At 31.5% G+C, this 25,690-nt stretch carries 29 protein-coding genes; 28 read left to right on the forward strand and 1 reads right to left on the reverse strand.

The features are described 5' to 3' along the window. Positions 1-14: 14 nt before the first annotated feature. From steA to SYNTR_RS01870, 6 genes are read left to right on the forward strand one after another with little or no spacing between them, the layout of a single operon-like run. A complete protein-coding gene (gene steA, locus SYNTR_RS01845; RefSeq protein WP_156202918.1) occupies positions 15-1,136 on the forward strand; it encodes a putative cytokinetic ring protein SteA in 1,122 nt (373 codons plus the stop codon). A gap of 29 nt (positions 1,137-1,165) precedes the next feature. Then, a complete protein-coding gene (locus SYNTR_RS01850; RefSeq protein ID WP_156202919.1) occupies positions 1,166-2,056 on the forward strand; it encodes a copper transporter in 891 nt (296 codons plus the stop codon). Between the two features lie 2 nt (positions 2,057-2,058). After that, positions 2,059-2,736 (forward strand): glycosyltransferase family 2 protein, encoded by a 678-nt coding sequence (locus SYNTR_RS01855; protein ID WP_156202920.1) that lies wholly within the window; start codon positions 2,059-2,061, stop codon positions 2,734-2,736. Next, a complete protein-coding gene (locus tag SYNTR_RS01860; protein ID WP_243140218.1) occupies positions 2,733-3,554 on the forward strand; it encodes a hypothetical protein in 822 nt (273 codons plus the stop codon). Before SYNTR_RS01855 ends, SYNTR_RS01860 begins: the two co-directional genes overlap by 4 nt. Position 3,555: 1 nt before the next feature. Continuing rightward, positions 3,556-4,677, forward strand: coding sequence for a M20/M25/M40 family metallo-hydrolase (locus SYNTR_RS01865; protein WP_156202921.1), 1,122 nt, complete (start codon positions 3,556-3,558; stop codon positions 4,675-4,677). Between the two features lie 19 nt (positions 4,678-4,696). After that, the gene (locus SYNTR_RS01870) at positions 4,697-5,776 is read left to right on the forward strand and encodes a DUF3866 family protein (RefSeq protein WP_156202922.1); all 1,080 of its coding nucleotides are present in this window, start codon (positions 4,697-4,699) and stop codon (positions 5,774-5,776) included. Positions 5,777-5,998: 222 nt separating this feature from the next. Here SYNTR_RS01870 and SYNTR_RS11690 read toward each other — a convergent pair whose 3' ends face one another. After that, on the reverse strand, positions 5,999-6,124 hold the full coding sequence (locus SYNTR_RS11690) for a hypothetical protein (RefSeq protein WP_279285956.1): 126 nt from the start codon (positions 6,122-6,124) through the stop codon (positions 5,999-6,001). Positions 6,125-6,185: 61 nt separating this feature from the next. Here SYNTR_RS11690 and SYNTR_RS01875 point away from each other — a divergent pair, with 61 nt between their 5' ends. From SYNTR_RS01875 to SYNTR_RS01980, 22 genes are all read left to right on the forward strand, one after another. After that, on the forward strand, positions 6,186-6,725 hold the full coding sequence (locus SYNTR_RS01875; RefSeq protein ID WP_156202923.1) for an NUDIX domain-containing protein: 540 nt from the start codon (positions 6,186-6,188) through the stop codon (positions 6,723-6,725). Between the two features lie 2 nt (positions 6,726-6,727). Next, a complete protein-coding gene (locus SYNTR_RS01880) occupies positions 6,728-7,900 on the forward strand; it encodes an endonuclease Q family protein (protein ID WP_156202924.1) in 1,173 nt (390 codons plus the stop codon). Beyond that, a complete protein-coding gene (locus SYNTR_RS01885; protein ID WP_156202925.1) occupies positions 7,872-8,534 on the forward strand; it encodes a hypothetical protein in 663 nt (220 codons plus the stop codon). The genes SYNTR_RS01880 and SYNTR_RS01885 overlap by 29 nt, the downstream gene beginning before the upstream one ends. A gap of 79 nt (positions 8,535-8,613) precedes the next feature. Then, positions 8,614-9,906 carry a putative manganese-dependent inorganic diphosphatase gene (locus SYNTR_RS01890; RefSeq protein ID WP_243140250.1) on the forward strand — a complete coding sequence of 431 codons (1,293 nt, stop codon included), beginning with the start codon at positions 8,614-8,616 and terminating at the stop codon, positions 9,904-9,906. A 144-nt stretch (positions 9,907-10,050) separates the two neighbouring features. After that, on the forward strand, positions 10,051-10,671 hold the full coding sequence (gene spoIIM, locus SYNTR_RS01895) for a stage II sporulation protein M (protein WP_156202927.1): 621 nt from the start codon (positions 10,051-10,053) through the stop codon (positions 10,669-10,671). A gap of 13 nt (positions 10,672-10,684) precedes the next feature. Then, on the forward strand, positions 10,685-10,942 hold the full coding sequence (locus SYNTR_RS01900; RefSeq protein WP_156202928.1) for a hypothetical protein: 258 nt from the start codon (positions 10,685-10,687) through the stop codon (positions 10,940-10,942). A 66-nt stretch (positions 10,943-11,008) separates the two neighbouring features. Further along, complete coding sequence (xerD, locus tag SYNTR_RS01905; RefSeq protein WP_156202929.1) at positions 11,009-11,905, forward strand: site-specific tyrosine recombinase XerD; 897 nt, start codon at positions 11,009-11,011, stop codon at positions 11,903-11,905. 16 nt (positions 11,906-11,921) lie between these two features. Continuing rightward, positions 11,922-13,094 carry a phosphopentomutase gene (locus SYNTR_RS01910; RefSeq protein WP_156202930.1) on the forward strand — a complete coding sequence of 391 codons (1,173 nt, stop codon included), beginning with the start codon at positions 11,922-11,924 and terminating at the stop codon, positions 13,092-13,094. 151 nt (positions 13,095-13,245) lie between these two features. Next, positions 13,246-14,547, forward strand: coding sequence for a pyrimidine-nucleoside phosphorylase (locus tag SYNTR_RS01915; RefSeq protein WP_156202931.1), 1,302 nt, complete (start codon positions 13,246-13,248; stop codon positions 14,545-14,547). Between the two features lie 286 nt (positions 14,548-14,833). Continuing rightward, positions 14,834-15,982 (forward strand): D-alanyl-D-alanine carboxypeptidase family protein, encoded by a 1,149-nt coding sequence (locus SYNTR_RS01920; protein WP_156202932.1) that lies wholly within the window; start codon positions 14,834-14,836, stop codon positions 15,980-15,982. Positions 15,983-16,060: 78 nt separating this feature from the next. Next, positions 16,061-16,396, forward strand: a complete 336-nt coding sequence (spoIIAA, locus tag SYNTR_RS01925) for an anti-sigma F factor antagonist (protein ID WP_156202933.1) — start codon at positions 16,061-16,063, stop codon at positions 16,394-16,396. Between the two features lie 34 nt (positions 16,397-16,430). Then, positions 16,431-16,877, forward strand: a complete 447-nt coding sequence (spoIIAB, locus tag SYNTR_RS01930; protein ID WP_156202934.1) for an anti-sigma F factor — start codon at positions 16,431-16,433, stop codon at positions 16,875-16,877. A gap of 13 nt (positions 16,878-16,890) precedes the next feature. Further along, on the forward strand, positions 16,891-17,622 hold the full coding sequence (locus SYNTR_RS01935) for a SigB/SigF/SigG family RNA polymerase sigma factor (protein ID WP_156202935.1): 732 nt from the start codon (positions 16,891-16,893) through the stop codon (positions 17,620-17,622). Positions 17,623-17,676: 54 nt separating this feature from the next. Further along, positions 17,677-17,871, forward strand: a complete 195-nt coding sequence (locus SYNTR_RS01940; RefSeq protein WP_156202936.1) for a dodecin family protein — start codon at positions 17,677-17,679, stop codon at positions 17,869-17,871. Between the two features lie 107 nt (positions 17,872-17,978). After that, positions 17,979-18,440, forward strand: a complete 462-nt coding sequence (locus SYNTR_RS01945; RefSeq protein WP_156202937.1) for a SpoVA/SpoVAEb family sporulation membrane protein — start codon at positions 17,979-17,981, stop codon at positions 18,438-18,440. Between the two features lie 90 nt (positions 18,441-18,530). Further along, positions 18,531-19,559 (forward strand): stage V sporulation protein AD, encoded by a 1,029-nt coding sequence (locus SYNTR_RS01950; RefSeq protein ID WP_156202938.1) that lies wholly within the window; start codon positions 18,531-18,533, stop codon positions 19,557-19,559. Between the two features lie 257 nt (positions 19,560-19,816). Next, entirely contained in the window at positions 19,817-20,179 is a 363-nt protein-coding gene (locus SYNTR_RS01955; protein ID WP_243140219.1) for a SpoVA/SpoVAEb family sporulation membrane protein, read from the forward strand. A 2-nt stretch (positions 20,180-20,181) separates the two neighbouring features. Beyond that, on the forward strand, positions 20,182-20,754 hold the full coding sequence (locus SYNTR_RS01960) for a stage V sporulation protein AE (protein WP_156202939.1): 573 nt from the start codon (positions 20,182-20,184) through the stop codon (positions 20,752-20,754). Then, positions 20,747-22,222: a spore germination protein gene (locus SYNTR_RS01965; protein WP_156202940.1), complete on the forward strand. Its 1,476-nt coding sequence runs from the start codon at positions 20,747-20,749 to the stop codon at positions 22,220-22,222. The genes SYNTR_RS01960 and SYNTR_RS01965 overlap by 8 nt, the downstream gene beginning before the upstream one ends. A 10-nt stretch (positions 22,223-22,232) precedes the next feature. Then, positions 22,233-23,222 carry an acyl-CoA dehydratase activase-related protein gene (locus SYNTR_RS01970; protein WP_156202941.1) on the forward strand — a complete coding sequence of 330 codons (990 nt, stop codon included), beginning with the start codon at positions 22,233-22,235 and terminating at the stop codon, positions 23,220-23,222. Beyond that, a complete protein-coding gene (locus SYNTR_RS01975; protein ID WP_156202942.1) occupies positions 23,194-24,312 on the forward strand; it encodes an acyl-CoA dehydratase activase-related protein in 1,119 nt (372 codons plus the stop codon). Before SYNTR_RS01970 ends, SYNTR_RS01975 begins: the two co-directional genes overlap by 29 nt. Beyond that, positions 24,290-25,282 carry an acyl-CoA dehydratase activase gene (locus tag SYNTR_RS01980; protein ID WP_156202943.1) on the forward strand — a complete coding sequence of 331 codons (993 nt, stop codon included), beginning with the start codon at positions 24,290-24,292 and terminating at the stop codon, positions 25,280-25,282. Before SYNTR_RS01975 ends, SYNTR_RS01980 begins: the two co-directional genes overlap by 23 nt. Positions 25,283-25,690 lie beyond the last annotated feature (408 nt).

The raw sequence follows: 25,690 nt of genomic DNA on the forward strand, positions 1-25,690 counted from the left end.
ATCGGGGTGTTCTAATGTATGTTAAAGGTAAAGCTAGGTTAGATAAAAGAACCAAAAATATAGTTACAAGATTACGAAAAAACGAAATAGCTATTATCAGTCATGATGATATTGATGAAGTAGCGGCTAATTCTTTAATAGATATAAGACCTTCAGCAATAGTAAACACAGAACCTTCTATTACTGGACGATATCCAGCTAAGGGTGTATATAAAATTTTGAAAGCAGGAATCCCTGTTTTAGATGAGGTAGGGGAAGAAATTTTTGAGAATGTTAAAGAAGGCAATCACATTGAGATTAGGATGGATAAGGTATTTCTTGGATCTAATTGCATTGCCAAAGGGCAAGAATTAATATTAGATGATGTAGAAAAAAAATTAAAAATAGCAAGCGAAAATATAAAAGAAGAGTTAGATAACTTTGTGGATAATACATTAGAGTATGCAAAAAAAGAAAAAGAAATATTGCTTGGTAATATTAATGTTCCATATTTGGAAACAAATATGTTAAATAGGCATGTTTTAGTAATCGTTAGAGGAAGTAGTTATAAAGAAGATTTAAAAGCAATTAATTCTTATATAAAGGAAGAAGATCCTGCAATTATTGCTGTTGATGGTGGAGCAGATGCGGCTTTAGAATTTGGGATAAAGCCTGATGTAATAGTGGGGGATATGGATAGTGTTTCTGATGAAGCATTAAAAAGTGGAGCTGAACTAATTGTACATGCTTACTCTGATGGTAATGCTCCTGGATTAGAACGTTTACAAGAATTGGGTGTAGATTCTAAAGTGTTTTCAATGCCTGGTACAAGTGAAGATATGGCTATGATATTAGCTTGGGAACATGGAGCTAGTCTTATTGTTGCTGTAGGAACTCATTCTAATATGATAGATTTTTTAGAAAAAGGCAGAAAAGGTATGGCAAGCACTTTTCTTGTCAGATTAAAGGTTGGATCTATATTAGTTGATGCTCGTGGTGTTAGCCAATTATACAAACAGAGTTTACATACCAAGTACCTTATACAGCTTTTAGTTGCTGCATTAATACCTATTGCAATAATTTTATGGATTTCACCTTCTACCCAACCTTTTTTCAGATTAATTGCTTTACAGATAAAACTTTTGTTTAATATATAAATATTTTTAATATGGTGGTGTAGCAAATTATGATTGATCTAAGATACCATATTGCTTCATTAATAGGCATATTTTTAGCTTTAGGTTTAGGTATTTTAATAGGTAGTACAATCGTAAGTGATGATTTAATGGTAGATCAACAGTCTAAAATAATAGATAGACTAGAAGAACAGTTTTATTTACTAAGAGAGCGTGAAAAAGAATTGATTGCAGAAAATGAAATAAATAATAATATGATAAATCATTATGAAGGATTCAGTAAAACAATATTACCTGCAATAGTAAAAGAGCGATTAAGTGGAAAAGAGGTAGCAATAGTTGTTACTGGAGGAAAAGAAATACCAGCTGATATGCTTAATACTTTGAATACTGCTGGTGTAGAAATTGTTTCTGAAACAATAATTTTACCTAACATAAATATGAATGATACTAATATACGTAAGAATATTACTGAATACTATGAATTAAGTGGAATTAAAACAGCAGATGAACTACAAACAATTATAGCAGATAATATAGCTAGGATAATTGCTAGTGATGAATCTTGTACCAAAGTTATGCAAACGAATAAATTAGCAAAATTTACTGAAACAAATAATAGGCCGATAAATAATGTGATTGTTTTAGGTGGTGCGGATGAAAATAGTAATTTTTTCCCACAGTCTATTGATCAAACTATAATAAATATCCTTATATCAAAAGGGGTTAATGTATATGGTGTAGAGAGTTCTTGTGCAGAATATAGTTATATTAACGAATATCAAAAGTTAAATATCAGTACAATTGATAATATAGATTTAAGTATAGGACAAATATCACTTATATTAGCAATGGAAGGTAAACCAGGTCACTATGGTATTAAGTCTACTGCTGATAAATTCATGCCTACTCTACCAATAGATAATATTGGGGGTCAGTAAGGATGAAAACTATAACTGTTGTAATACCAGCATATAATGAACAAGATAAAATAATAGATACAATAAGAACAATTAAACAGATAAATTATATAAACAAAATAATTGTGGTTAATGATGGATCTACTGATAAGACATCAGAACTAGCTAAAAATGAAAATGTAGAAGTTATTGACTTATATCCCAATAGAGGCAAAGGAGGAGCATTAAATGCTGTAATGCCACTAATAGATTCTGATATTGTAGTATTTTTAGATGCGGATTTAGGGAAAACAGCTTACGAAGCACATAAAATAATAGAACCAGTTAATAAGGGTATTGCTGATTTATGTATAGCAGCATTTCCACCTCCTACTAAAAAAGGTGGCTTTGGTCTTGTTAAAGGAACTGCTGCGTGGATTATAAAAAAGGTTGGAGATATTGAAGTAAAAGCACCATTAAGCGGGCAACGTGCTATGACTATAGATGTATTTAATAGTGTAGTGCCATTTAATGAAGGATATGGTGTTGAGTTAGGTATGAGTATAAGAGCTCTTTTAAATGGATATAAATTAATAGAAGTCCCCACATTAATGAAACATAATGAGACTGGAAGAGATTTAAACGGTTTTAGGCATCGAGGAAGGCAATTTATTGATGTAATTAAAGTTATAAACCATGAAATAAGGAGGAAAAGGCTGTGAATTTTCCGCTTATAGTCATTTTGGCTATAGTGTTTGGAATAGTACTAGAAGCAGTTTTGCTTTATTTTTTTATAAATATGCTTAAAGATACAGGCTGTGTGCGTAAAAATTATAAGGGTAAAGATATACCTGTAAGCTTAGGTATAACCTTTCCGATAATTTTTGTGTTAGCCTTTTTTATTTACGCTCTTTTAAATTGGTACAATGATTTGTACCATTTATTTATCTTTGCAGTAATGTCTATTTGTTTTTTAGGCTTTATAGACGATATGTTAGGTCAAAGGGATACATTAGGATTTAAAGGTCATTTTGGCTCGTTGTTTAGAGGCAAGCTTACTACAGGTGGTTTGAAAGCTTTAGGTGGTGGTATGATTGCTTTATTTACAGCTTGGTTTATATCACCCACATTTATTGATCTTATAATAAATACTATAATAATTGCTTTATTTACTAACTTACTGAATTTATTTGACTTACGACCTGGTAGAGCAGTTAAGGCTTTTATTTTTTTCTTTATTATTATAGCATTGACAACGGCTGGAAACATTGAATGGCTAATTATAGCTCCATTAATTGGAGCAGTACTTATGTATTTTAATACTGATTTAAAAGCACATGCAATGATGGGTGATTCTGGTTCAAATGTATTAGGTTTTTCTTTAGGCTTTATTGTAGCAACTGGTGCTATATTACAAGTAAAAATAATTTTTTTAGTCTTTTTAATTGCTATACATATATATACGGAAAAATATTCACTAACTAAAACAATAGAAAAATATTCTATACTAAGATCTATAGATAATATGGGGAGGGGATAGTTTGCTAAACAAAGATAGGTTAATAAAAACTTTTTTAGACTTAGTACAAATAGACTCAGTTTCTGGTAATGAAGCACAAGTAAAAGAATATATAAAAAACATTTTTGAAAAATTAGATGCACAAGTAATTGAAGATAATGCTGGTGAATTAACAGGTGGTAATTGTGGTAACTTACTAATTCGAATACCAGGCAATTTAGATTTATCACCACTATTATTCTGTGCTCATATGGATACAGTAGAGCCAGGCAATGGTATTAAAGCAGTAATAGAAAATGAAGTAATAAAAAGTAAAGGTGAAACTATTCTTGGTTCTGATGATAAAGCTGCAATAGCTGCTTTAATTGAAGCTGTATATACATTAAAAGAAAACAATGTAAAACATCCTCCTTTGGAATACTTGTTAACTGTTAGTGAAGAACAAGGATTATTAGGGGTTAAGGTTTTCGACTTTAGTAATATCAAGGCAAAAATTGGATATACTTTAGATGCTGCTGGTAGACCAGGAACAATAATAGTGCAATCACCTTGTCAAAATGAAATAGAATACACTGTTTATGGAAAGACAGCCCATGCAGGAATAGCTCCAGAGGAAGGGATTAATGCTATTAAACTGGCTTCTATGGCTCTAGCTAAGATGCCCTCAGGTCGCATAGACGATGAAACAACTACTAACTTAGGAATAATAGAAGGTGGAAGAGCACGAAATATTGTTGCAGACCATTGTAAAATAAAAGGTGAAGCTAGAAGTTTAAACAAGAAAAAGTTAGATGAAATAACTAATACCTTAGAAAAGACCTTTAAAGATGAGGTTACTAAATATGGTGGAAAAGCTGAAGTAGATGTAAAATATCTTTACTCACCTGTATCACTAGATAAAGATGAAACTGTTGTTAAATTAGCAATAAAAGCTTTTCAACAAATCGGAATAGATTATAAGCTAGAAAGCACAGGTGGAGGAAGTGATGCAAGTATTATTAATGGCAATAATATTCGTTGTGCTAACCTAGGAATAGGCATGAATGCTGTTCATACTACAGATGAATATATAACAATTGAAGATCTTATTAAAGATGCCCAAATGACAATCTCAATAATTAAAGAATCAGTGAACTATTTATAAAACTAAAGGGGTAACACTTATGATAGAAATAAAAAGGGGTGTTTTGTTAAAAAAGCTCTTTGAAAGAGAAAACATAAAGGGTTTTCTTGTTAACATTAATGAAAAAACCGAAAAATGCATTGTTTATGAAAGCTTAGTAGGAAATTTAAATGAAGGTGATGAGGTGCTTTTAAATACAACAGCGGTATCTCTTAGGTTAGGTACCGGTGGATATCATTATGTAATAGCTAGTATAAATATTAAAAACAAAGATTTCAGTCTAGGTGGACATCTTATGAAGTTGAGATATACTCCAATGCAGATAAAAGTCTTAAGCGTAGAAGAAGAAGAGAGTATACATAGAGAAACTATGTTAAATGCAGATAGCCTTGAAAAAACCCCTGTTTTAGTAGGAACCCTTCATTCAATGTTAGCTCCTTTAGCAATTTACCTACATTCTTTAAATATTAAAACAGCTTTTGTAATGACAGACGGTGCTGCATTGCCTATTGATTTTAGTCAAACAGTGGATAGATTAAAAGAAGAAGGTATTATAACAGGATCTGTTACAACGGGTCACTCTTTTGGTGGTGACTTAGAAGCTGTTAATATATACTCAGGTATGCTAGCAGCTAAAAAAGTTTTAAATGCAGATGTAATTATAGTTGCCATGGGACCTGGGATAGTAGGAACAGGAACAAAATGGGGATTTACTGGTGTAGAGCAGGGAGAAATACTTAATGCTGTTGAAACTCTTGAAGGTATACCTATAGCAGTACCGCGAATTAGCTTTGCAGATAAAAGAGAAAGACATCAAGGTATAAGTCATCATACATTAACAGTACTTGCTAGAGTATGTAAAGTTGAAACACTAGTTCCATTACCTGAGCTCGAAAAAGAAAAAAAAGATCATATACAACAACAAATAAAAAATCATAATTTAGAACATAAACATCAATTTTTTGAATACAACGGTAACAAAATAATTAATTTACTAAATGATTATGGATATAATGTAACTACTATGGGTAGAGGGATTAATGAAGACTTAGAGTTTTTCCTAACCTTAGGTGCAGCAGCACAAATTGCTGTAGATACTTTGAACAATTTTGAATTTTAAATTTTTAATTCTTAATTAATGATGAAAAGCAAAGCTTTTCTATATATTTATCTAATATCAATAATTAAGGGAAACTTTGTTTCCCAACCTCAATTAAAAATTAAGAATTAAGAATTAAGAATTAAGAATTGATTCTACTGTGGAAAGTAATATTTATGTAAACCTATTTATGTTTATTCATTATTTGCTTAGCAAAGAGGGTTTTTGAAGTAGAATCAAGGTTTAATTTAGTTTATTATTAATGAACTCACGCAAAGTCATATTACTTGGGTAACTAGATAAAATATCTTTTAAATCCTTTATATTACCGGTAAAAACAAACCCATTATTTACTACCAATAATTTCATATTAACACCTCCATCCCAAGTTTATGCAGTGAAATAAAATAATATGCAGGAGGTTTATTAAGTGAGTCTAGAGGAAAAAACAATAAGTACTAAAGAAATATTTAATGGCAGAATTGTAAGTTTGCGAATTGATGAAGTATCTCTACCTGATGGCAATAAATCATATAGAGAAATAGTTGAACATCCTGGAGCCGTTGGAGTTGTTGCAATAGATGATGAAAATTGTATTTGGATGGTTAAACAATTTCGCAAGCCTGTAGAAAAAGAAATGCTAGAAATACCTGCAGGTAAACTTGATGCAGGAGAGGACACTGTAGAATGTGCTAAACGAGAATTAGAAGAAGAAACGGGTCTAACTGCAAACAATTGGGATGAAATATTATATTATTATACTACTCCTGGATTTAGCAGTGAAATATTATACTTATATATGGCTACCGAGTTAACCCAAGGTGAATATAATCCAGATAAAGATGAATTCCTTGAGGTATTAAAAATACCTTTGGAAGAAGCTTATAGTGCCATATTCGAAGGTAAAATTACAGATGGGAAAAGTATTATAGGTATTCAGTATGCTTACAAAAAGCTAGAGAGGGGATAATTTTGCGCAATGTTTACGCTGATCTTCACATTCATATTGGAAGATCAAAGGGGAGACCAGTAAAAATTACTGCTTCAAGAAACTTAGAAGTAAAACCACTTATTTATAATGATGCTCCTAGAAAAGGCTTAGATATGATTGGGGTTGTAGATGCGGGGAGCCCTCTTGTTTCACAAGAAATACAAGAAATGATTAATAGTGGTGAATTAAATGAACACCCTCAAGGGGGTTTAAGAGCAAAGAATGGTGTATTATTAATTTTAGGCTGTGAAATAGAAACCAAAGAAGGGGTTCACTTAATTAGTTATTTACCATTTTTTAAAAATCTAATTGAATGGCAAAAATATATGCAAACTCGGGTTCGCAATTTAACTCTTTCTACTCAAAAAGCAAATATTACTTTTAAAGAATTAATAAATCTAGCCTTTATATGTGATGGGTTTGTATGTCCTGCACATGCTTTTACTCCTCACAAAGGAGTATATGGATTTTACACTGAAAATCTAACTAAAGAATTAGGCAAGGATATTAGTCAGATAAAAGCTCTTGAATTAGGCTTAAGTGCAGATACTAACATGGCTGATTTAATAACAGAAACTAGAAATTTTACCTTTTTATCTAATTCAGATGCCCACTCTTCTATTAACGTAGGAAGAGAATACAATTTGCTTAGAATTCGTGATATGAATTTTAATGAACTAAGGCTTTGTTTAGAAAATATAGATGGAAGAAAAATCATAGCGAATTATGGTATTGACCCGCAAATGGGTAAATACAATAGGTCTTATTGCTCTTCATGTGAGAAGATTACAGAAGATGATGCTCCAGTTATTGTTTGTTCTTCATGTGGAAGTAGAGATATTATTATGGGAGTTTATGATAGAATTGTTCAAATTAAAGATAGAGACGAGTTGGTTCACCCTATAGGTAGACCTCCTTATTTATATAGAGTTCCATTAAAGGATATACCAGGTGTGGGGGCTAAAATGTATGATAAGTTAATAAAATTCTTTTTTAATGAAATAGAAGTACTAGAAAAAGCTACTATAGAAGATATTGAAAAAATAGCAGGGGATAACATAGCCCAAATAATAAGCAAGATGCGCATTAACCGCCTTGATATTACTCCTGGAGGTGGAGGTAAATATGGCAAAGTTAAAAAGAATAACTATTAGCAATGATGCAAGTGGAGCTTATTATGCTGCACGGGAAAATATGTTAGTAATGATTGTAGATGTTATAGATATGTCTACTACTTTAGAAAGCGCACTAGATGGTCAAGCCTATGCTGTACTAGGGTCTAGTCCTGACTATACCAGAGCTCCAGTACAGGTTTCCCCTGAAAATATAGGCAAAGAAGCTGTTAGACTTTCCAAAGAAATAGGTGAAGATATAATAATAATTGCTGAACCTAGGGTAGGTGATAAAAGCGATAGGCTTAAAAGATGTAAAAAGCTAATAACAGCAATAGAAAAAGAAAAAGGCAATATAAGTGATGTGTTGCCCAATATAGGTGCAGAGGTTGCCAAAATGACAGATTTTAAAGATAAAGTTGTAGTTGCAGTAACTGATACAGGTGGTGTAGCTTTCGATGCTGCTTATTTGCAAAGAAAAAGAGTGATAACAGGTACAGTGGCACGTACTTTTAAGCAAAAAGGAGTACAACCTGCAGTGACTGCTGTAAATAGAGCTTTGTCTACAATAAATGAAGAGGATAATGGTGTAGCCATAATAGCTGCTAGTCGTAACTCCATGGAAGATGTATTAGCGGCCCAATTTATATATAACTTACTACTAAAGGAGAATTAAGAGTATTGGAGGGTTCTATCTGAAGCCAATATACGTAATAGGTCATAAAAATCCAGATACAGATTCAATAGCTGCAGCGATTAGCTATAAGGTCTATAAGCAAAGTATAGATGAAGGTTTTTATTTTGCGGCAGCAGCAGGTAAACCAAATGAAGAAACAAAATACATACTAGAATATCTAGGAATAGATGCACCAACATTAATTACTAATGTTGGCACAACAGTAGACGACCTAGTTGATACTAATGAATTAATTTATGTTACTACTGATATGACTTTAATTGAGTTAGGTAACCTAATGAAGCGACATAATCTAAAAACTGTACCTGTTTTAGATGAGCACAAACGTTTTTTAGGATTAATTACCATTGGTGATGTTGCTATGATTTATATGGATTCAGTAGGTAGTGGTAAAAGCATAGAAAAAGCTCCTGAAATATTAAAAAATACTTTAAACCAAAAAGTAGCTAATATAATGAAAACTAGAGACTTAATTTTATTTGAGAAGCATGAAACGGTAGAAGAGGCTAAAAAACAAATGCTATCTACTCGTTTTAGAAATTATCCAGTTGTAAATGAAGATAATCGTTTTATGGGAATGATTTCACGATATGATTTATTAAAAATGAATCGAAAAAAAGTTATTTTAGTTGATCATAATGAGAAAAAACAAGCAGTAGATGGTATAGAAGAAGCAGAAATTATTGAAATTATAGATCACCACAGAGTAGGTGACTTGCAAACCATGTCACCAATACTTTTTAAAAACGAGCCAGTTGGATCATGTTGTACACTAATTGCAGAAATGTTTTTGAAAGAGGATATATATATAAACTCAAGTATAGCTGGACTTATGCTATCAGGCATTATATCTGATACCATGTTATTCAAATCACCAACAACTACTAATCGTGACACAGAGATAGCTAAAGTACTTGAAAAAGCCTCAGGATTAAATGCTACTGAATGGGGAAAACAAATCTTAGAAAAAACAAATAGAATTGATAAGCAATTAGATTTTGAAATAATAACTGAAGATTCCAAGGAATATAGTAGTAACAATATTTTATTTGCAATTTCACAAGTAGAGACAATTGATAGAAGTAATTTAGATGAGCGAAAAGAGTCTTTAATAAAAACAATGGAAGATACATGTTATAAAAATAATTATGCCTTTATGATTTTAATGGTTACAGATATATTCGAGGAAGGGACAGAGCTATTACTTGCTGGAGAAGAGAGTTCAATAGCAGAAGAAGCCTTTGGTCCAAAAACTAGTGAAGGCAAACTTTTTTTAAAGGGAGTTATGTCGAGAAAAAAACAAGTTGTACCAGTAATTTATGAGCTATTAAGAAAGCAAAGTATAATGTAAAAAGTAAAACATAAAAATAATACACTAATTTTATTAATCGATCTAGATAAAAATCTAGGTCGATTTCTTTTTTGCATAATTATTTAATTGCTAAAATATTATTTTATACAGGTGATATTTATTAAGTAGTTTTAGGAGTATAATATGAGATTTAAATTAATGCTTAAAGATTATGTAAAAACTCATCTAAAAGATAATAAATGGCAGTATTTATTAATTGGATCTGTCCTTTTATTAGGAATAATTATTGGAAATTTTAAAGTAGAAAGTTTAGAAGGTGGAGTAAAAGAATATTTAGTTAACTTAATAGATAATTACCTTAAAGTGGGTTTAGCAGAACATTCAGGTTTTAATATATTACCTTCCGCTTTTATGAATCAAGCAAAAACCATTTTATTAATATGGTTTCTTGGTTTAACTGTTATTGGATTTCCATTAATACTTGCTGTAGTTTTTTTAAAAGGTTTTTCATTAGGATTTACTATCAGTTTTTTAATCCAAGAGAAAGCGGCAGCAGGTATCATAATAGCATTAGTTTCAATAGCTCCACAAAATATTATTTATATACCCATATTATTGGTTTGGGCAGTCATGGCTATAAATTTTTCTATAAATATTGTTAAAGGTAAAGAGAACAATAAAGTTTCTTTTGGTGCAAGATTGATAACATATAGCATTTTGTTATTCATATTTTTAATACTAATATTTATTGGTGCTTTTATAGAATCATATCTTTCTCCTTGGCTTTTAAGTCTTTTAATTTAGGGGGTGAGAAATAATGATAATAATAATCAAAAACATGAAAAAAAAAGTTTTATGGGTTTTAAGTGTTTTATTATTAATATTTGCGTTAACACTAACAATTCCAATTGTAGCTAATAAAAATTTTGAAAGATTACCTGTATTTACTGATTGGTTTGAGGATGAACAACCAACAGGAAACCCAATGAGGGTTGAAGAAACTGAATCTGAATCAAAATTTGAACATGCAATGGAACTTTTTGTTATTAAGCTTCAAGATTTTTATTATGAATAAATTAATTATGCAGGAAATCACCTTTTTATTGTCAAAACAAAAAGAAAAGCTATTGGAGAACAAATTATGGAAAAAACAATTTTATCATCTTTTATAGACTATTTAAATTATGAAAAAGGACTTTCGGTTAACACACAACAATCATACCAAAGAGATTTAGAAAAGTTTATCAATTATTTAAAAAATAAATATGGTAAATATTTATTGTTTCAGGATGTTAACAGTAATCATGTTATGGAATTTTTAACCTATCAATTAAATGAGGGAGTAGCTCACACTACTATAGCTAGAAACCTATCTACTATTAAAACGTTTTATAAGTTTTTATTATTGGAAAATTATATTACTGAAAATCCAGTAATAGATTTAAATGCTCCCAAAATACAACGAAAACTCCCGCAAATTTTATCAATAGAAGATGTGGACAAGCTATTAAATCAACCAAATGTTATGAAACCTTTAGGATTAAGGGATAAGGCAATGCTCGAATTAATGTATGGAACAGGGGTAAGAGTCTCGGAGCTATTATCTATAAAAATAGATGATATAAACATGACTGCAGGATTTTTGCGTTGTTTAGGTAAAGGGAAAAAAGAGAGAATTGTTCCGGTTAATAGTACCTCTATAGAATGGATTAATAGGTATTTATCTAGATCAAGATCAACATTGGTAAAATCACATTTAGAAAGAACACTTTTTGTAAATGCTAATGGTAGACCTTTAAGCAGACAAGGTTTTTTTAAAATATTAAATAATTATGCTTTAAAGTCAGAAATTAATATAAACATAACTCCCCACACACTTAGACATTCATTTGCAACTCACTTACTAGAAAATGGTGCTGATTTAAGGGTGGTGCAAGAAATGCTAGGACATGCAGATATTTCAACAACACAAATATATACTCATCTTACTAAAACCAGGCTTAGAGAAGTATATCAACAATATCATCCGCGTGCATAAAGGAGGAGGAAGCAATTTGGCTACAAGAATAGTATTAATTATATTAGATAGTGTTGGCATAGGGGAAGTAGAGGATAGTCATCTGTATGGGGATGAAGGCAGTAATACATTAAAAAACACTGCCCAAGCAGTAGGTGGACTTTCATTACCTAATTTAGAGAATTTAGGTTTGGGAAATATTGAAGATGTTATGGGAGTAAATCCAAACTATAATGCAATAGGGTCATATGGAAAAATGAAACCTAAATCTAGTGGTAAGGATACGACAACAGGTCATTGGGAACTGATGGATATTGTATTAGAAAAACCTTTCCCAACCTATCCGAATGGTTTTCCTAGTGAAATTATTGATAAATTTGAAAAAAGGATAAAAAGAAAAACATTAGGAAACGTAGTAGCATCAGGTACAGTAATAATAGAAGAACTAGGTGAAGAACATATCAAAACTGGATTTCCCATAGTATATACTTCTGCAGATAGTGTTTTTCAAATAGCTGCCCATGAAGAAATAATACCCATTGAGCAACTATATTCAATGTGCCAAACAGCACGGGAAATTTTACAAGGAGAACATGGGGTAGGTAGGGTAATTGCTAGACCGTTTTTAGGAAGTCCTGGTAGTTTTTTTCGAACAGATAACAGACAAGATTATTCATTAAAACCTACTGAAAGTGTTTTAAATAAACTCAAAGAAGCAAATATAAAAGTTATTGGGGTTGGAAAAATAGAAGATATTTTTGTAGGTAGGGGTATAGATCAATCATATCCTATAAAAAATAATGCTGATGGTATAGAAAAAATAATTGATTTAGTTAAAGCAAATACCAACAATGAACTTATATTTGCTAACTTAATTGATTTCGATCAATTATACGGTCATAGAAATGATCCTAAGGGATATGCCCAAGCGTTAGAGGAGTTTGATAAAAGTTTAGAAGATATACTAAACCGATTAAAGTCTGATGACATCCTAATAATAACAGCTGATCATGGATGTGACCCCACAACCCCTAGCACTGACCATTCTAGAGAATATGTACCTTTATTAATTTATGGCGAAAAATTAAAAGCAAATATTAATATAGGTACAAGAGATACCTTTGGAGACTTAGGTGTAACAATAGCAGATATATTTAATGTTAATTATAACAGCAATAACGGTAAGAGCTTCTACTCTTTAATTAAATAGTAAGATGAATAACATCTTGCGTATATAAAGATAAGGAGCACTTGACAGAGCAAGGTAGTATTACCCGGTGAAAGCGGAGGGTCAGCGTTAATCCGCGTCTAAACTTCTCAACTAATTCATTTATATAGAGAAAGCAGGGGTGTTAAGTGGTATGAGAATGTCAGATATTATAGAGAAAAAAAGAAATGGTGGACAACTTCAAACTAGTGAGATTGATTTTTTTATAAAAGGATATACAAATGATAAAATTCCCGATTATCAAGTTTCAGCATTATTAATGGTTATTTACTATCAGGGAATGAACAAACAGGAAGTAGCGGATTTAACTAATGCCATGGTTGAATCAGGAGATACGATTGACTTAACACCTATAAAAGGTAAAAAAGTGGATAAGCATAGTACTGGAGGAGTTGGAGATAAAACAAGTTTCATAGTTGCTCCATTAGTTGCTTATATGGGAATTCCAGTAGCTAAAATGTCGGGTAGAGGATTAGGTCATACTGGAGGTACAATTGATAAATTAGAATCTATTGAAGGATTTAATGCAGAACTAAACAGAGAACAGTTTTTACATAATGTAAATAAATATAAAATTGCTATTATAAGTCAATCAGGAAACTTAACACCGGCTGATAAAAAACTATATGCATTAAGAGATGTGACTGCAACTGTTGACAGTATTCCATTAATTGCTAGCTCAATAATGAGTAAAAAAATAGCCTCTGGAGCAGATGCTATAGTATTAGATGTAAAAACCGGTTCAGGTGCATTTATGAAATCAATTGAAGAAGCGAAAGAATTAGCTAAAACTATGGTAGATATAGGAAAATCACTTAATAAAAAAACGGTAGCTATTATAAGTGATATGAATCAGCCACTAGGATATGAAATTGGGAATGCTAATGAGGTGAAGGAGGCTATTGAAGTTCTTAAAGGAAAAAAAGTTGATGATTTAAGAAAAGTATCTTTAGCTATAGCATCACATATGACTATACTTGGTGGTATTTTTAAAGATTATAGCACTGCCTATAAGGAGTTAGAAAAGGTATTAGATTCTGGCTTGGCATTAGAAACCTTTAAGAGCTTTATACAGGCTCAAGGAGGCAATCCTGATATAGTTGACAACCCATCAAAATTACCACAATCTAAATATAAATATGAAATTAAATCACCTAAAAAAGGTTTTATAAGTGAAATAGAGGCTCAAACAATTGGGAGATCAGCAATGTTGCTTGGAGCAGGAAGAAAAACTAAAGATGAACCGATTGACCATTCAGCAGGAATAACTCTTACTAAGAAGATTGGAGATAAAGTTGATGCTGGTGAAATAATCGCACTTTTACAAAGCAATATTCAAGATGTACATGATAGTATAGAAATCTTATCAAAAGCAATAAATATTAGTGATAAGCCTGTTAAGGAAATATCAATGGTTTATGATATTATAGATTAATTTATAAGGAGTTTAAACGTATAGAATTAGTACTTACTAACTAAAATATACTTTGGAGTTAAATTGTATAATTTAAGACTATAATACATTTAAAGGGATAGGAAAAAGCATTAATAGTTTAAGGCAAAGGTGGCTTTGTAAAACGTAAAAACACCGGATAAAATCGGTGTTTTTTTAAAGGTAAATTTTTAATAGATTATAAATAGATTTCCAAACTTTTAGCATATAAACGACATTTTACAAATATAAATTTATTAAGAAAAGTATGAATAACAGGAGGTAAAAAATGAATAAAAGAAGGAACTTAGCTCTAATGGTGCTTTTAATATTTTTGTTTTCAATTTTGGCACCATCTGCATTAGTAGCTAATGATAACCTTAATGTAGAGGCAGAGTCTTATATACTTATGGACGCCGATTCTGGAAAAGTACTTCTTGCAAAGAATGAACATCAAAAGTTAGCACCAGCAAGTATGACTAAGTTAATGACTTTAGTCTTAGCTTTAGAAGCAGTTGTTGAGGGAAAGGTTACCTTGCAAGAAAAAGTAGTTACAAGTGAAAATGCTTGGAGAATGGGTGGTTCACAAATATATCTTGAGCCAGGGGAAGAAATGACTTTTGAAGATATGGTAATAGCTATATCTGCGGGATCTGCTAATGATGCATGTGTTGCAGTTGCTGAACATTTAGAAGGTACACACCAAGACTTTGTGGATAAAATGAATGAACGTGCTAAAGATTTAGGAATGAAAAATACTCATTTTGTAAATTCCTATGGACTTCCTGGCGATAACCATCTTACTACATCTTATGATATGGCTATTTTAGCTAGGTATGCTATAACAGTTCCTCGAATGTTATCATACACTTCAATAAAGGAGTATAACTTAAGACAGGGTGATTTTAAGTTATTTAATACCAACAAGCTTTTATGGTGGTATGATGGAGCAGATGGTTTTAAGACTGGTTGGACTAATGAGGCTAAATATTGTTTAGTATCAACGGCTAAACGAGATGGATTAAGGTTAATTGCAGTGGTTATGGCATCACCGGAGCCACGTGGTAACTTTAGAGACTCAATGCAATTATTTAACTATGGTTTTGCTAAATATTCATATAAAACATTTTTTTCAAAGGGTAGTATATGTGGTGTAGTTAACGTGGGTAAAGGATTAGAAGATAGAATTGAAGTAATTGCAGATCAAGATGTTGGATCTATATATCAAAAAGGTGAGGACGAAAAAATAACATATCAAAAGGATTTAATTGATTATATTGATGCACCTGTTCGAGAGGGGCAAAAATTAGGAGAAATTTCGATTTTTAAAGATGGAAAACTACAAAAGAAAGTAGACCTCAATGCATATAAGAGTGTCGAAAGATCAGGTGTTATTAAGCAAATAATTAAAATGCTTGGCGAAACTTTTCTTTTATAAATGGAATTTTGTGGAAGGAATTACCCCCTTTTTAGTAGAACCTTTAAATTCAAGGTTTTACAAGGAGGGGGCTTTTTCATGGATGCAGTAGAATATAAACTTGTCAGAAATACTTTAGTTGTTAAAGTAAAAGGCGATTTAGATATGCTGATTGCAGAAAAATTGAGACAAGAAATAGATGAAAGGTTACAAGATGATAGGATAAAAAATTTGATTTTAAACTTAGAAAGTGTTCAATTTATTGATAGTTCAGGCCTAGGTGTAATTATAGGACGTTATAAGCAGGTTAAATCGAAAAATGGACGTATGTATATAATAGGAGCAAAAAAACCAGTTGAAAAAATTTTATTCTTTAGTGGTATTAATAAATTAGTGCCAATCTATAACAATGAACAAGATATAATGGATATATAAAAGGAGGTGAATCCCAGCTAAAAGCTGGAGTTATATGAACGTAAAAAATTATGTTAATTTTGAAATATTAAGTCTACCAGAAAATGTATCTTTTGCTAGGTCTAGTGTAGGGGCATTTGTTTCTCAAATTGATTGCACATTAGAAGATGTAGATGAAATAAAATTAGTAGTTTCAGAAGCTGTCTCGAATAGCATTATTCATGGATATAATAATCAAAAAAATGGAAAAATATTCATTTCTGTAATTATTTATGATAATAGAACAGTTGAAATAATTATCGAAGATAATGGAATAGGAATTGAAGATATTGAAAAAGCATTAGAGCCAGCATATTCTAGTGACCCTCAGCGCATGGGATTAGGCTTTACATTTATGCAATCATTTATGGATGATTTTGAAGTTCTTAGTAAGCCAAATGAAGGGACAAGTATTAGATTAAAGCGAAATTTCCTGGCTAAGGGTAAGGAAGCATATGCTTAAAGGGAGTGGTTAAATGTCTTCTATTTCTCCTTACCAGGATAACGAAGCATTATTACTCAAAGCAAAAAATGGGGATCTAGATGCTCGTTCTAAAATATATGAAGCTAATTTAGGTTTAGTTTATATGGTTTTAGAGCGTTTTAAAAATACTAACTATGAATATGAAGATTTATTTCAAGTAGGATCTATAGGTCTGCTAAAAGCAATTGACAAATTTGATTTTAGTTATAATGTGAAGTTTTCAACTTATGCGGTTCCAATGATTATCGGAGAAATAAAAAAGTTTTTAAGAGATGATGGGATTGTTAAGGTTCAAAGAGGTGTTAAGGAAGTTTATACAAAGGTTAGATGGGCACAGGAAAAACTTCGAGGCGAACTTGGCAGGGAGCCAAGTGTTAACGAAATTGCTGAATTTTTAAAAATTGATAAAGAAGAAATAATACTAGCCTTAGAAGCATGTCAAGCACCAGCTTATATGCATGATGTAATACCTGGAGATGAAAAAGAGCAACTATCATTAATAGATAAACTTACTAATGATGAAACAAATGTTGTAATGTTAGAAAAGATGGCATTACGTGAGGCTTTAAATAAATTAGACTCGCGTGAACAAGAAGTTATTCTTAGGCGATATTTTAAAGATGAAACTCAATCTGTAATTGCAAAAGACCTTGGTGTTTCACAGGTTCAAATCTCTCGTATTGAAAAAGCAGCATTGCATAAACTTAAAGATATTCTTGAATAAATATTCTAGAAAACTATCACAATAGTATTAGATAATTTGAAAGGGGGATTAAATTTGCAAATCAGAATTGAAGAATTTGTAGGTGAATCCAATAAAAGTTGGGATGATGCAGTTAAGCAGGCAGTAAAAGAAGCATCAAATACTATTAGCAACATTAGCGGTGTAGAAGTTTATAACTGGACAGCTGATTGTCAAGATAACAACATAATAGAATACAAAGCTAATGTTAAAATTGCTTACACAAAGTAATTAATGATTAAAAACACCCTAGGCTATTTAATTTAGCCTAGGGTGTTTTGTTTGTGTGCATAAACTTGTTTATTAATGCCAATAATATGCTATTGAGGAGGAAAAAAATGAATGATATTAATACTAGATTAAAAAAAATAGAAGTTCAGGAATATGAAGATTTAATAGAAAAAGTTAAACCTAAACCCCCAATTTTAAAGAACTTTGTTCAAGCTTTTATAATAGGTGGTTTAATTTGTATAATAGCACAGTTAATTTTAAATTTTTATCTTGGAAGTTTAACAAGACTAGAAGCTATATCAGCAATGTTTATTACAATGATTTTTTTAGGAGCCTTACTTACTAGCATTGGTAAATATAAGATGATTAGCAAAATTGGAGAAGCTGGAGCAATTATACCTATTACAGGTTTTGCAAATTTAACTGTAGCTTCAGCAATGGATTTTAAAAAAGATGGGTATATCTTAGGATTGGCTAGTAAAATGTTTGACTTAGTTGGACCTATATTTGTATATGGATTTGTCATTTCTGTATTAATAGGCTTAATTAACTTTGTTTTCATAAGTTAAATAATTCACTTAAACTATAAAAAAATTTTTTGATGAAGTAATACATGTAGTGAATTGCAATTAGCTTTAGGAAAGGTTAGGAGCGTAAAGATGGCTACAAACAAAAAAAGAGGATTGCAAACTGTTAGTTTTATAAATCCACCAGTAATATCATCATGGGCTTCAATTGTTGGTCCTAAAGAGGGAGAGGGTCCATGGGTAAACGATTTTGATTGGGTTTTAGAAAATATTAATTTTGGGGAAAATACTTTTGAAAAAGCAGAAAGCAAAATGATTAGGGAAGTAGTAAAATTAGCTCTTTCTAAAATAGAACTAAAACCAGTAGATGCTGAATTGCTTTTAGCGGGTGATTTATTAAACGGGTTACCTTCTTCTAATTATGCAGCACGGGAGCTACAAGTTCCATTTTTCGGTTTATATGGTAGCAGTTCTACAATGGCTGAAGCAATAATTAATGGATCTATGCTTGTTGATGGAGGTTTTTATGAGCGCATCATTTCTGCTACAGGTAGTCATCACTACAGTGTTGAAAAACAATTTGGTCATTCAGCTGAACAAAGTAGAAAAACTCTCAGTACTTCGCAATGGTTAACTACCGGAGCCGGTGCTGTAGTTTTAGAAAGTAGTGGAATTGGTCCTAGAATAACATGTGCAACAATTGGAAAAGTTGTAGATATGGAACAATACGATATTAATGATCTTGGAAGTGCAATTTCACCAGCTGCAGCAGATACAATAAGAATGCATTTCTCTGATACTAACAGATCACCTAATTATTATGACTTAATTTTAACTGGTGATCTGGGGAAATTTGGGACAGTATTAATAAAAGAATTCTTTATTAAATATGGCATAACTCCTGAACCTAATTTTAGTGATTGTGGAGTATTGATGTATAGAGATAAACAGGATATAGAAGCGGGGGGAACAGGATGTGGCTGCTCTGCTGCCATGTTTTGTGGACCAATAATGCGGAAAGTTTCTGGTGGAGAAATAAATAAACTTTTATTTGTTGGAACAGGAGCTTTAATAAGTAAAGAAGCATATATGCAAGGTGAGACTATACCGGGAATAGCTCATGCTATTGCTATTGAAAATGATCTTTTTACAACCGTTTAGAAAAAAACAACAAAAAACTTAAGGCTGAGCTAACTTGTTTATCTAAGACCCGAATAGCAAGATGTGGTGAATAGATCACAGCAAAGCAATAAAAATTCATCTTAGAAAATAGGTGCTAAATCAAAATGGAAATAAAGCCCGATGAGTGGTTTGATAAACATGTTAGCTCAGCCCATTCCATAGTTTGAATTTAGCTTTTGGCAGTGAAACAAAATTTACTTTTTTGTAAATATTAATCTTATAAAGGAGGCAAATGATTGATAACAATACTAATGGCTTTTGTTATAGGTGGTCTACTATGTGGTTTAGGCCAGTTGATTATTGATTTTACTAAACATGATATAACTATTGTTCATGTATTAGTAGGATATGTAATAGTCGGTTCGATTTTAAGTGGAATTGGTGTTTACCAACATTTAGTGGATATTGCAGGAGCTGGTGCACTAATACCCATATCTGGATTTGGTCATTTGCTAACTCAAGGTGCAATTCAAGGGTCTAATAATCTAGGTTTAATCGGTGCATTTTCAGGTGGAGTTGAGGCGGTGGCAGCTATAATAACTTCGGCTGTAGTGTTTGGATATATGTTTGCTGTTTTATTTGATTCTAGAGGTGATTAAATATGGAAAATAAAACTAAGGTAATTATAGTTACAGATGGTGATCATACTGCACAAGAAGCTGTTAAGCGAGCTGCTACTAATTTAAATTTATATCCTTTAATGATTACCGGAGGTAATCCAACAAATTTAAGTGGTGAACAAGTAGTTCGTTATATTCAAGATGCTCCATTTGACCCAGTAGTAATTATGACAGATGACAAAGGGAAAACTGGTATGGGAAAAGGTGAAAAAATTATAGATACCCTCTTAGATTGTAATGATATAACAATATTAGGAGTTGTTGCAGTAGCTTCTAATACTAATGTTAGGGGAGTTGAGGTGGATTTATCAGTCAATATTGAGGGTAAAATTGTAAATGGTCCAGTAGATAAAGATGGTTTTGAGGAAAAGTATAAACATAAGCGTTTAGAAGGAGATACTGTAGAAATTTTAAAATACCATCCAGAGCTTTTAGTTATAGGTTGTGGTGATTTAGGAAAAATGTATGGCATGGATGAAGTAGATTATGGTGCTATGATTACAACAAAATGCTTCAAAGAAATTTTAGAAAGGAGCGGTACTATCATTGTTTAAAAAAAACAGTGACCATATCTATTTATCAAATAATTATAATGATAACTTAGAGCTTTTTAGTAATGAATTAGGAGCCGAGGATAACTTTGACGTTATTATTCGTGAATTAAAAGTTGCTGGTAGAAAAGGTGCATTAATTGGTATTGATGGACTTATAAAAGATGAAGATTTATTGAGGATTATTCAATCTTTAAGTGCCTTTAAAAAAGAATCGCTTTTTTCTAATACTTATCAACAGCTACTTGAAAATATACCATATATAGAAATGGAAACTGAAAACCAGATTGATGAACTTTTATATGCCGTTTTATCTGGATCTGTTTTATTAATAATTGATGGATTAGAAGAAGCATTTGTTATAGATGCAAGAACATATCCAGCTCGAGATCCTGATGAACCAGATATTGAAAGAGTAGTGAGAGGCTCTAGAGATGGATTTACAGAAACCTTAGTATATAATACTGCTTTATTAAGAAGGAGAGTACGCGATCCCAAGCTTAGAATAGAATTAATAAATGTAGGGAAAAGGTCAAAATCTGATATTGCCATTTGTTATATAAATGATATTGCAGATCAAGCTTTAATAGAAAAAGTAAAAGATCGTATTGAACAAATACAAATTGATGGTATACCTATGGCAGAAAAATCAGTTGAAGAACTTATAGTTCCGGGTAATATATGGAATCCTTTTCCTAAAGTAAGGTATACTGAACGTCCTGATGTAGGAGCATTTCATCTTTTTGAGGGACATATTTTAATTATGGTAGATACTTCCCCAAGTGTAATGATTGCTCCTGTTACATATTTTCATCATGTTCAGCATGCTGAAGAATATCGCCAAAATCCATCAGTTGGATTATATATACGCTGGATAAGATTTTTAGCTGTATTAGCTTCAGTGTTTGTAACACCTTTATGGTTGCTAATGGCATTAGCACCAGAGCTTCTTCCTGATTACTTAAGTTTCATAGGCCCAGAAGAAGTAGGTAATGTACCGATTTTTATTCAATTTCTTATAGCTGAATTAGCATTAGATTTATTAAGAATGTCAGCTATACATACTCCGTCGCCATTAGCTACTGCACTAGGCATAATTGCTGCCATTCTCATAGGAGAGATAGCTATAGATATGGGCTTATTAGTGCCTGAAGTTATCCTCTATACTGCCATTGTTGCTGTAGGCAGTTACTGTACACCAAGCTATGAAATGGCAATGGCTAATAGATTAATGAGATTATTTATTCTAATAGGAACTGGTCTTTTCTTATTACCAGGATTTATTGTAACTACAATAATAGCTATAGGAGTATTATTGTTTACAAAATCCTTTAATGTGCCATATTTATGGCCATTAATACCATTTAACTATAGAGCTATTAAAAGTATTTTAGTACGCTCACCAGTCCCTGTTCAAAACCTAAGGCCAGAAATATTAAATACTAAAGATAAGAGTCGTCAACCGAAATAGGAGGGTTATTATGATCAAAGTAGGTATCCCAAGGGGTCTGTTCTATTTTTACTATTATCCTTTATGGAAAACATTTTTTGAAAACTTAGGGGCAGAAGTTGTAACATCTAGTGAAACAAACAATAAGATTGTTTCACAGGGAATAGATATAGCAGTTGATGAAACCTGTTTTCCTGTTAAGGTTTACTATGGTCATGTAAATCAATTGTGTAATGAAAATATAGATTATATATTTATTCCTAGAATTGTAAGTGTTGAGCTCAGAAGCTATATATGTCCTAAGTTTATGGGGATACCAGATATGATTAGAGCCTCTTTTAACAACTTACCGTACGTAATAGATATAACTATAGATTTGAGTAGAAATAATAAGGAATTAAAAAAAGAAATAATAAAAGTAGGTCAACTATTTACATCTAATAAAAAAGCTATAAATAATGCTTATCAAAATGCAATAATAGAACAAAAACGCTTTAATCAAATAAGTAAAGAAGGTTATACATTAGATGAAGCTATTAAGTTATGGGAAGGTTTAAAAATTAAACTTAATACAAAAAATGATCTTAAAATAGGAGTTTTTGGACATGGTTATTCGATATATGACCAAGCTATAAGCATGAATATTATAAATAAGTTAAGAGAAATGGAATGTCAGGCTTACATACCTGAAATGTTAGATAAAAAAATAATTGAAAAAGAGGCATCGACACTTCCTAAAAGAGTTTTTTGGACTATTGGAAGAAAAATGGTAGGTGGTGCTTTACATATGGATAAGCGCACAGATATTGATGGTATTATCTATGTTTCATGTTTTGGTTGTGGACCAGATTCTATAGTTGGTGAAGTAATAGAGCGTAAAGTTAAAAACAAGCCATTTATGCTAATAACTGTTGACGAACATACGGGAGAAGCAGGCTTGGTTACTAGATTAGAAGCATTTTGTGATATGCTTCGAAGGAGGAAGAGTAATAATGAAAGTAACATTTCCGCACATGGGTAATTCATATATAGCCATAAAAGCCTTACTTAAAGGATTAAAACTAGAAGTAGTAGTACCTCCACCAATAAGCAATAAAACATATGAATTAGGAGTTAAAAACTCTCCTGAATTTGCATGTTTACCACTAAAATTAAATATGGGCAACTTCATAGAAGCTTTAGATCAAGGAGCTGATACAATTGTTATGGCTGGTGGATGGGGACCTTGTAGATTTGGGTATTATGCACAAGTTGAAAGGGATATATTAAGAGATTTAGGATATGATTTTGATATTTATATATTAGAATCCCCTGATTCGAAGCTTACAGAATTAATACTTCAGTTAAAGGACTTAGGTCAAAATGTATCTTTGGCTGAGGCATTAAAAGCGTTAAGGTTTGCTTGGATTAAGTTAAAGGCTGTAGAGCAAATGGAAAAAAAATTAGAATACTATTTACCTAGAAGTTTAGATAAAGATAAAACGGAGAAAATATATGAAAAATCACTAAAAGATATTGATGATGCTAATAATAAAAGGGAAATAAACCAAATTCTTAAATCAAGTATAAAACAGATAGAAAGCATTGAATGTACTAATGACAAAATTTTAAAAGTAGGATTGATAGGTGAGATATATACAATTCTTGAGCCAGCCTCAAATGTTAATATTGTAAAAACACTAGGGAGACTAGGTGTTGAAATTACTAGATCGACCTATTTAACTGACTGGATTAATGATCACATTTTAGGTGGCTATATTAAAAAGTCAAATCACAAAAATATAATAAAATGCGCTAAACCTTATGTAAATTATTGGGTTGGTGGTCATGGTAGAGAAACAATAGGTTATGCTGTTCATTTTGCTAAACAAAAATATGATGGACTTATTCAAATAGGTCCACTAACTTGTATGCCAGAGATAGTTGCACAGTCAATATTGGGTAAAGTTGGAGAAGAGAAAGAAATTCCACATATGACAATTTATTTTGATGAGCAATCAGGAAGCGCTGGGATAAACACAAGGTTAGAAGCATTTGTAGATATGATACAAAGAAATGATTCTTTTGTATTAAAGGAGGACGCAAAGAGTGAAATATTATCTTGGAGTTGATATTGGCTCTGTAAGTAGTAACTTTGTTTTAATAGATGAAGATAACAAAATAAGAAAGAATATATATTTAAGAACACAGGGGAATCCAGTACGTGCTATTAAAGAAGGGTTTAACAAATTAAAGGAAAATACAGATGAGTTAAAAATAAAAGGTGTAGGAACGACAGGAAGCGGTAGAAACCTAGCTGCTGTCCTGTTGGGTGCTGATGTTGTTAAAAATGAAATAACAACACATTCAACAGCCGCATGTTATTTGTATCCTGATGTAAGGACTATTATTGAAATAGGTGGACAAGACTCCAAAATTATAATACTTAAAAATGGTATTGTTAATGATTTTGCTATGAATACAGTTTGTGCCGCTGGCACTGGCTCATTTTTAGACCAACAGGCATCTAGATTGAGTATACCTATTGAAAACTTTGGAAGAAAAGCCGTAACCTCAAAGCAACCTGTTCGTATAGCTGGAAGATGTGGAGTTTTTGCAGAATCCGATATGATTCATAAACAACAAATGGGTTACCCTATCAATGATATTATTATGGGACTAAGTGAAGCACTAGTTAGAAATTATTTAAATAATGTAGGCAAGGGTAAGAAGATAGAGGCTCCAATCGTTTTTCAGGGTGGAGTAGCCGCAAATAGTGGTATAAAAAAAGCATTTGAAAAAATATTAAAATTAGAAGTGAATGTACCAGAACATTTTGATGTAATGGGAGCAATCGGTTCAGCTATACTAGCTAAAGAAACTATAGCTAAAAATAAAATCAAAACAGCATTTAAAGGAGACTCCTTTATCTTAGAGGGAGATTTTAAAACTCTAAGCAAGGAATGTAAGGGATGTCCCAATATGTGTGAAGTAGTATGCATAAAGAGAAACAAAACTACTCTAGCTTACTGGGGAGATCGCTGCAAAAAATGGGAAACTTCCTTAACTAGAACTCCAAAGGTGAAGTTTAAAGTAGTGTAATTAATTCTTAATTTTGATTCTGCTGCAAAAAGTAAATACAACAAACTTAAGGCTGAGCAAACATGTTTATCTAAGTCCCGAATAGCAAGGTGTGGTGCATAGATCACGGCTAAGTATAAATAAAAAATCATTTTAGATAATAAGTGCTAAGCTAAAATGAAGGTAAAGACCGATGAGTGGCGTGATAAACATGTTTGCTCAGCCGATTCCATACTCTAAGTTTAGCTTTTTGCAGTGGAATCAATTCTAAATTCTTAATTTTTAATTATGGTTGGGAAACTAAACGTTTCCCTTTTTTTATTAAGGAAAGCTTTGCTTTCCTACATTAATTAAGAAATTAAAATTTAAAATTATTAGGGTTCTTGTTTATCATATTTTAGTGTGATAATATAAAATTCGTATTCAATT

It is taken from the genome of Candidatus Syntrophocurvum alkaliphilum (assembly GCF_009734445.1).
GTDB lineage: Bacteria > Bacillota > Syntrophomonadia > Syntrophomonadales > Syntrophomonadaceae > Syntrophocurvum > Syntrophocurvum alkaliphilum.

Excerpts from the sequence above, each read along its gene's own strand:
- steA (WP_156202918.1), top strand. The coding sequence starts at position 15 with ATGTATGTTAAAGGTAAAGCTAGGTTAGATAAAAGAACCAAAAATATA.
- SYNTR_RS01850 (WP_156202919.1), top strand. The coding sequence starts at position 1,166 with ATGATTGATCTAAGATACCATATTGCTTCATTAATAGGCATATTTTTA.
- SYNTR_RS01855 (WP_156202920.1), top strand. The coding sequence starts at position 2,059 with ATGAAAACTATAACTGTTGTAATACCAGCATATAATGAACAAGATAAA.
- SYNTR_RS01870 (WP_156202922.1), top strand. The coding sequence starts at position 4,697 with ATGATAGAAATAAAAAGGGGTGTTTTGTTAAAAAAGCTCTTTGAAAGA.
- SYNTR_RS11690 (WP_279285956.1), bottom strand. The coding sequence starts at position 6,124 with ATGAAATTATTGGTAGTAAATAATGGGTTTGTTTTTACCGGTAATATA.
- SYNTR_RS01885 (WP_156202925.1), top strand. The coding sequence starts at position 7,872 with ATGGCAAAGTTAAAAAGAATAACTATTAGCAATGATGCAAGTGGAGCT.
- spoIIM (WP_156202927.1), top strand. The coding sequence starts at position 10,051 with ATGAGATTTAAATTAATGCTTAAAGATTATGTAAAAACTCATCTAAAA.
- SYNTR_RS01900 (WP_156202928.1), top strand. The coding sequence starts at position 10,685 with ATGATAATAATAATCAAAAACATGAAAAAAAAAGTTTTATGGGTTTTA.
- xerD (WP_156202929.1), top strand. The coding sequence starts at position 11,009 with ATGGAAAAAACAATTTTATCATCTTTTATAGACTATTTAAATTATGAA.
- SYNTR_RS01915 (WP_156202931.1), top strand. The coding sequence starts at position 13,246 with ATGAGAATGTCAGATATTATAGAGAAAAAAAGAAATGGTGGACAACTT.
- SYNTR_RS01920 (WP_156202932.1), top strand. The coding sequence starts at position 14,834 with ATGAATAAAAGAAGGAACTTAGCTCTAATGGTGCTTTTAATATTTTTG.
- spoIIAA (WP_156202933.1), top strand. The coding sequence starts at position 16,061 with ATGGATGCAGTAGAATATAAACTTGTCAGAAATACTTTAGTTGTTAAA.
- spoIIAB (WP_156202934.1), top strand. The coding sequence starts at position 16,431 with ATGAACGTAAAAAATTATGTTAATTTTGAAATATTAAGTCTACCAGAA.
- SYNTR_RS01935 (WP_156202935.1), top strand. The coding sequence starts at position 16,891 with ATGTCTTCTATTTCTCCTTACCAGGATAACGAAGCATTATTACTCAAA.
- SYNTR_RS01945 (WP_156202937.1), top strand. The coding sequence starts at position 17,979 with ATGAATGATATTAATACTAGATTAAAAAAAATAGAAGTTCAGGAATAT.
- SYNTR_RS01950 (WP_156202938.1), top strand. The coding sequence starts at position 18,531 with ATGGCTACAAACAAAAAAAGAGGATTGCAAACTGTTAGTTTTATAAAT.
- SYNTR_RS01960 (WP_156202939.1), top strand. The coding sequence starts at position 20,182 with ATGGAAAATAAAACTAAGGTAATTATAGTTACAGATGGTGATCATACT.
- SYNTR_RS01970 (WP_156202941.1), top strand. The coding sequence starts at position 22,233 with ATGATCAAAGTAGGTATCCCAAGGGGTCTGTTCTATTTTTACTATTAT.
- SYNTR_RS01975 (WP_156202942.1), top strand. The coding sequence starts at position 23,194 with ATGAAAGTAACATTTCCGCACATGGGTAATTCATATATAGCCATAAAA.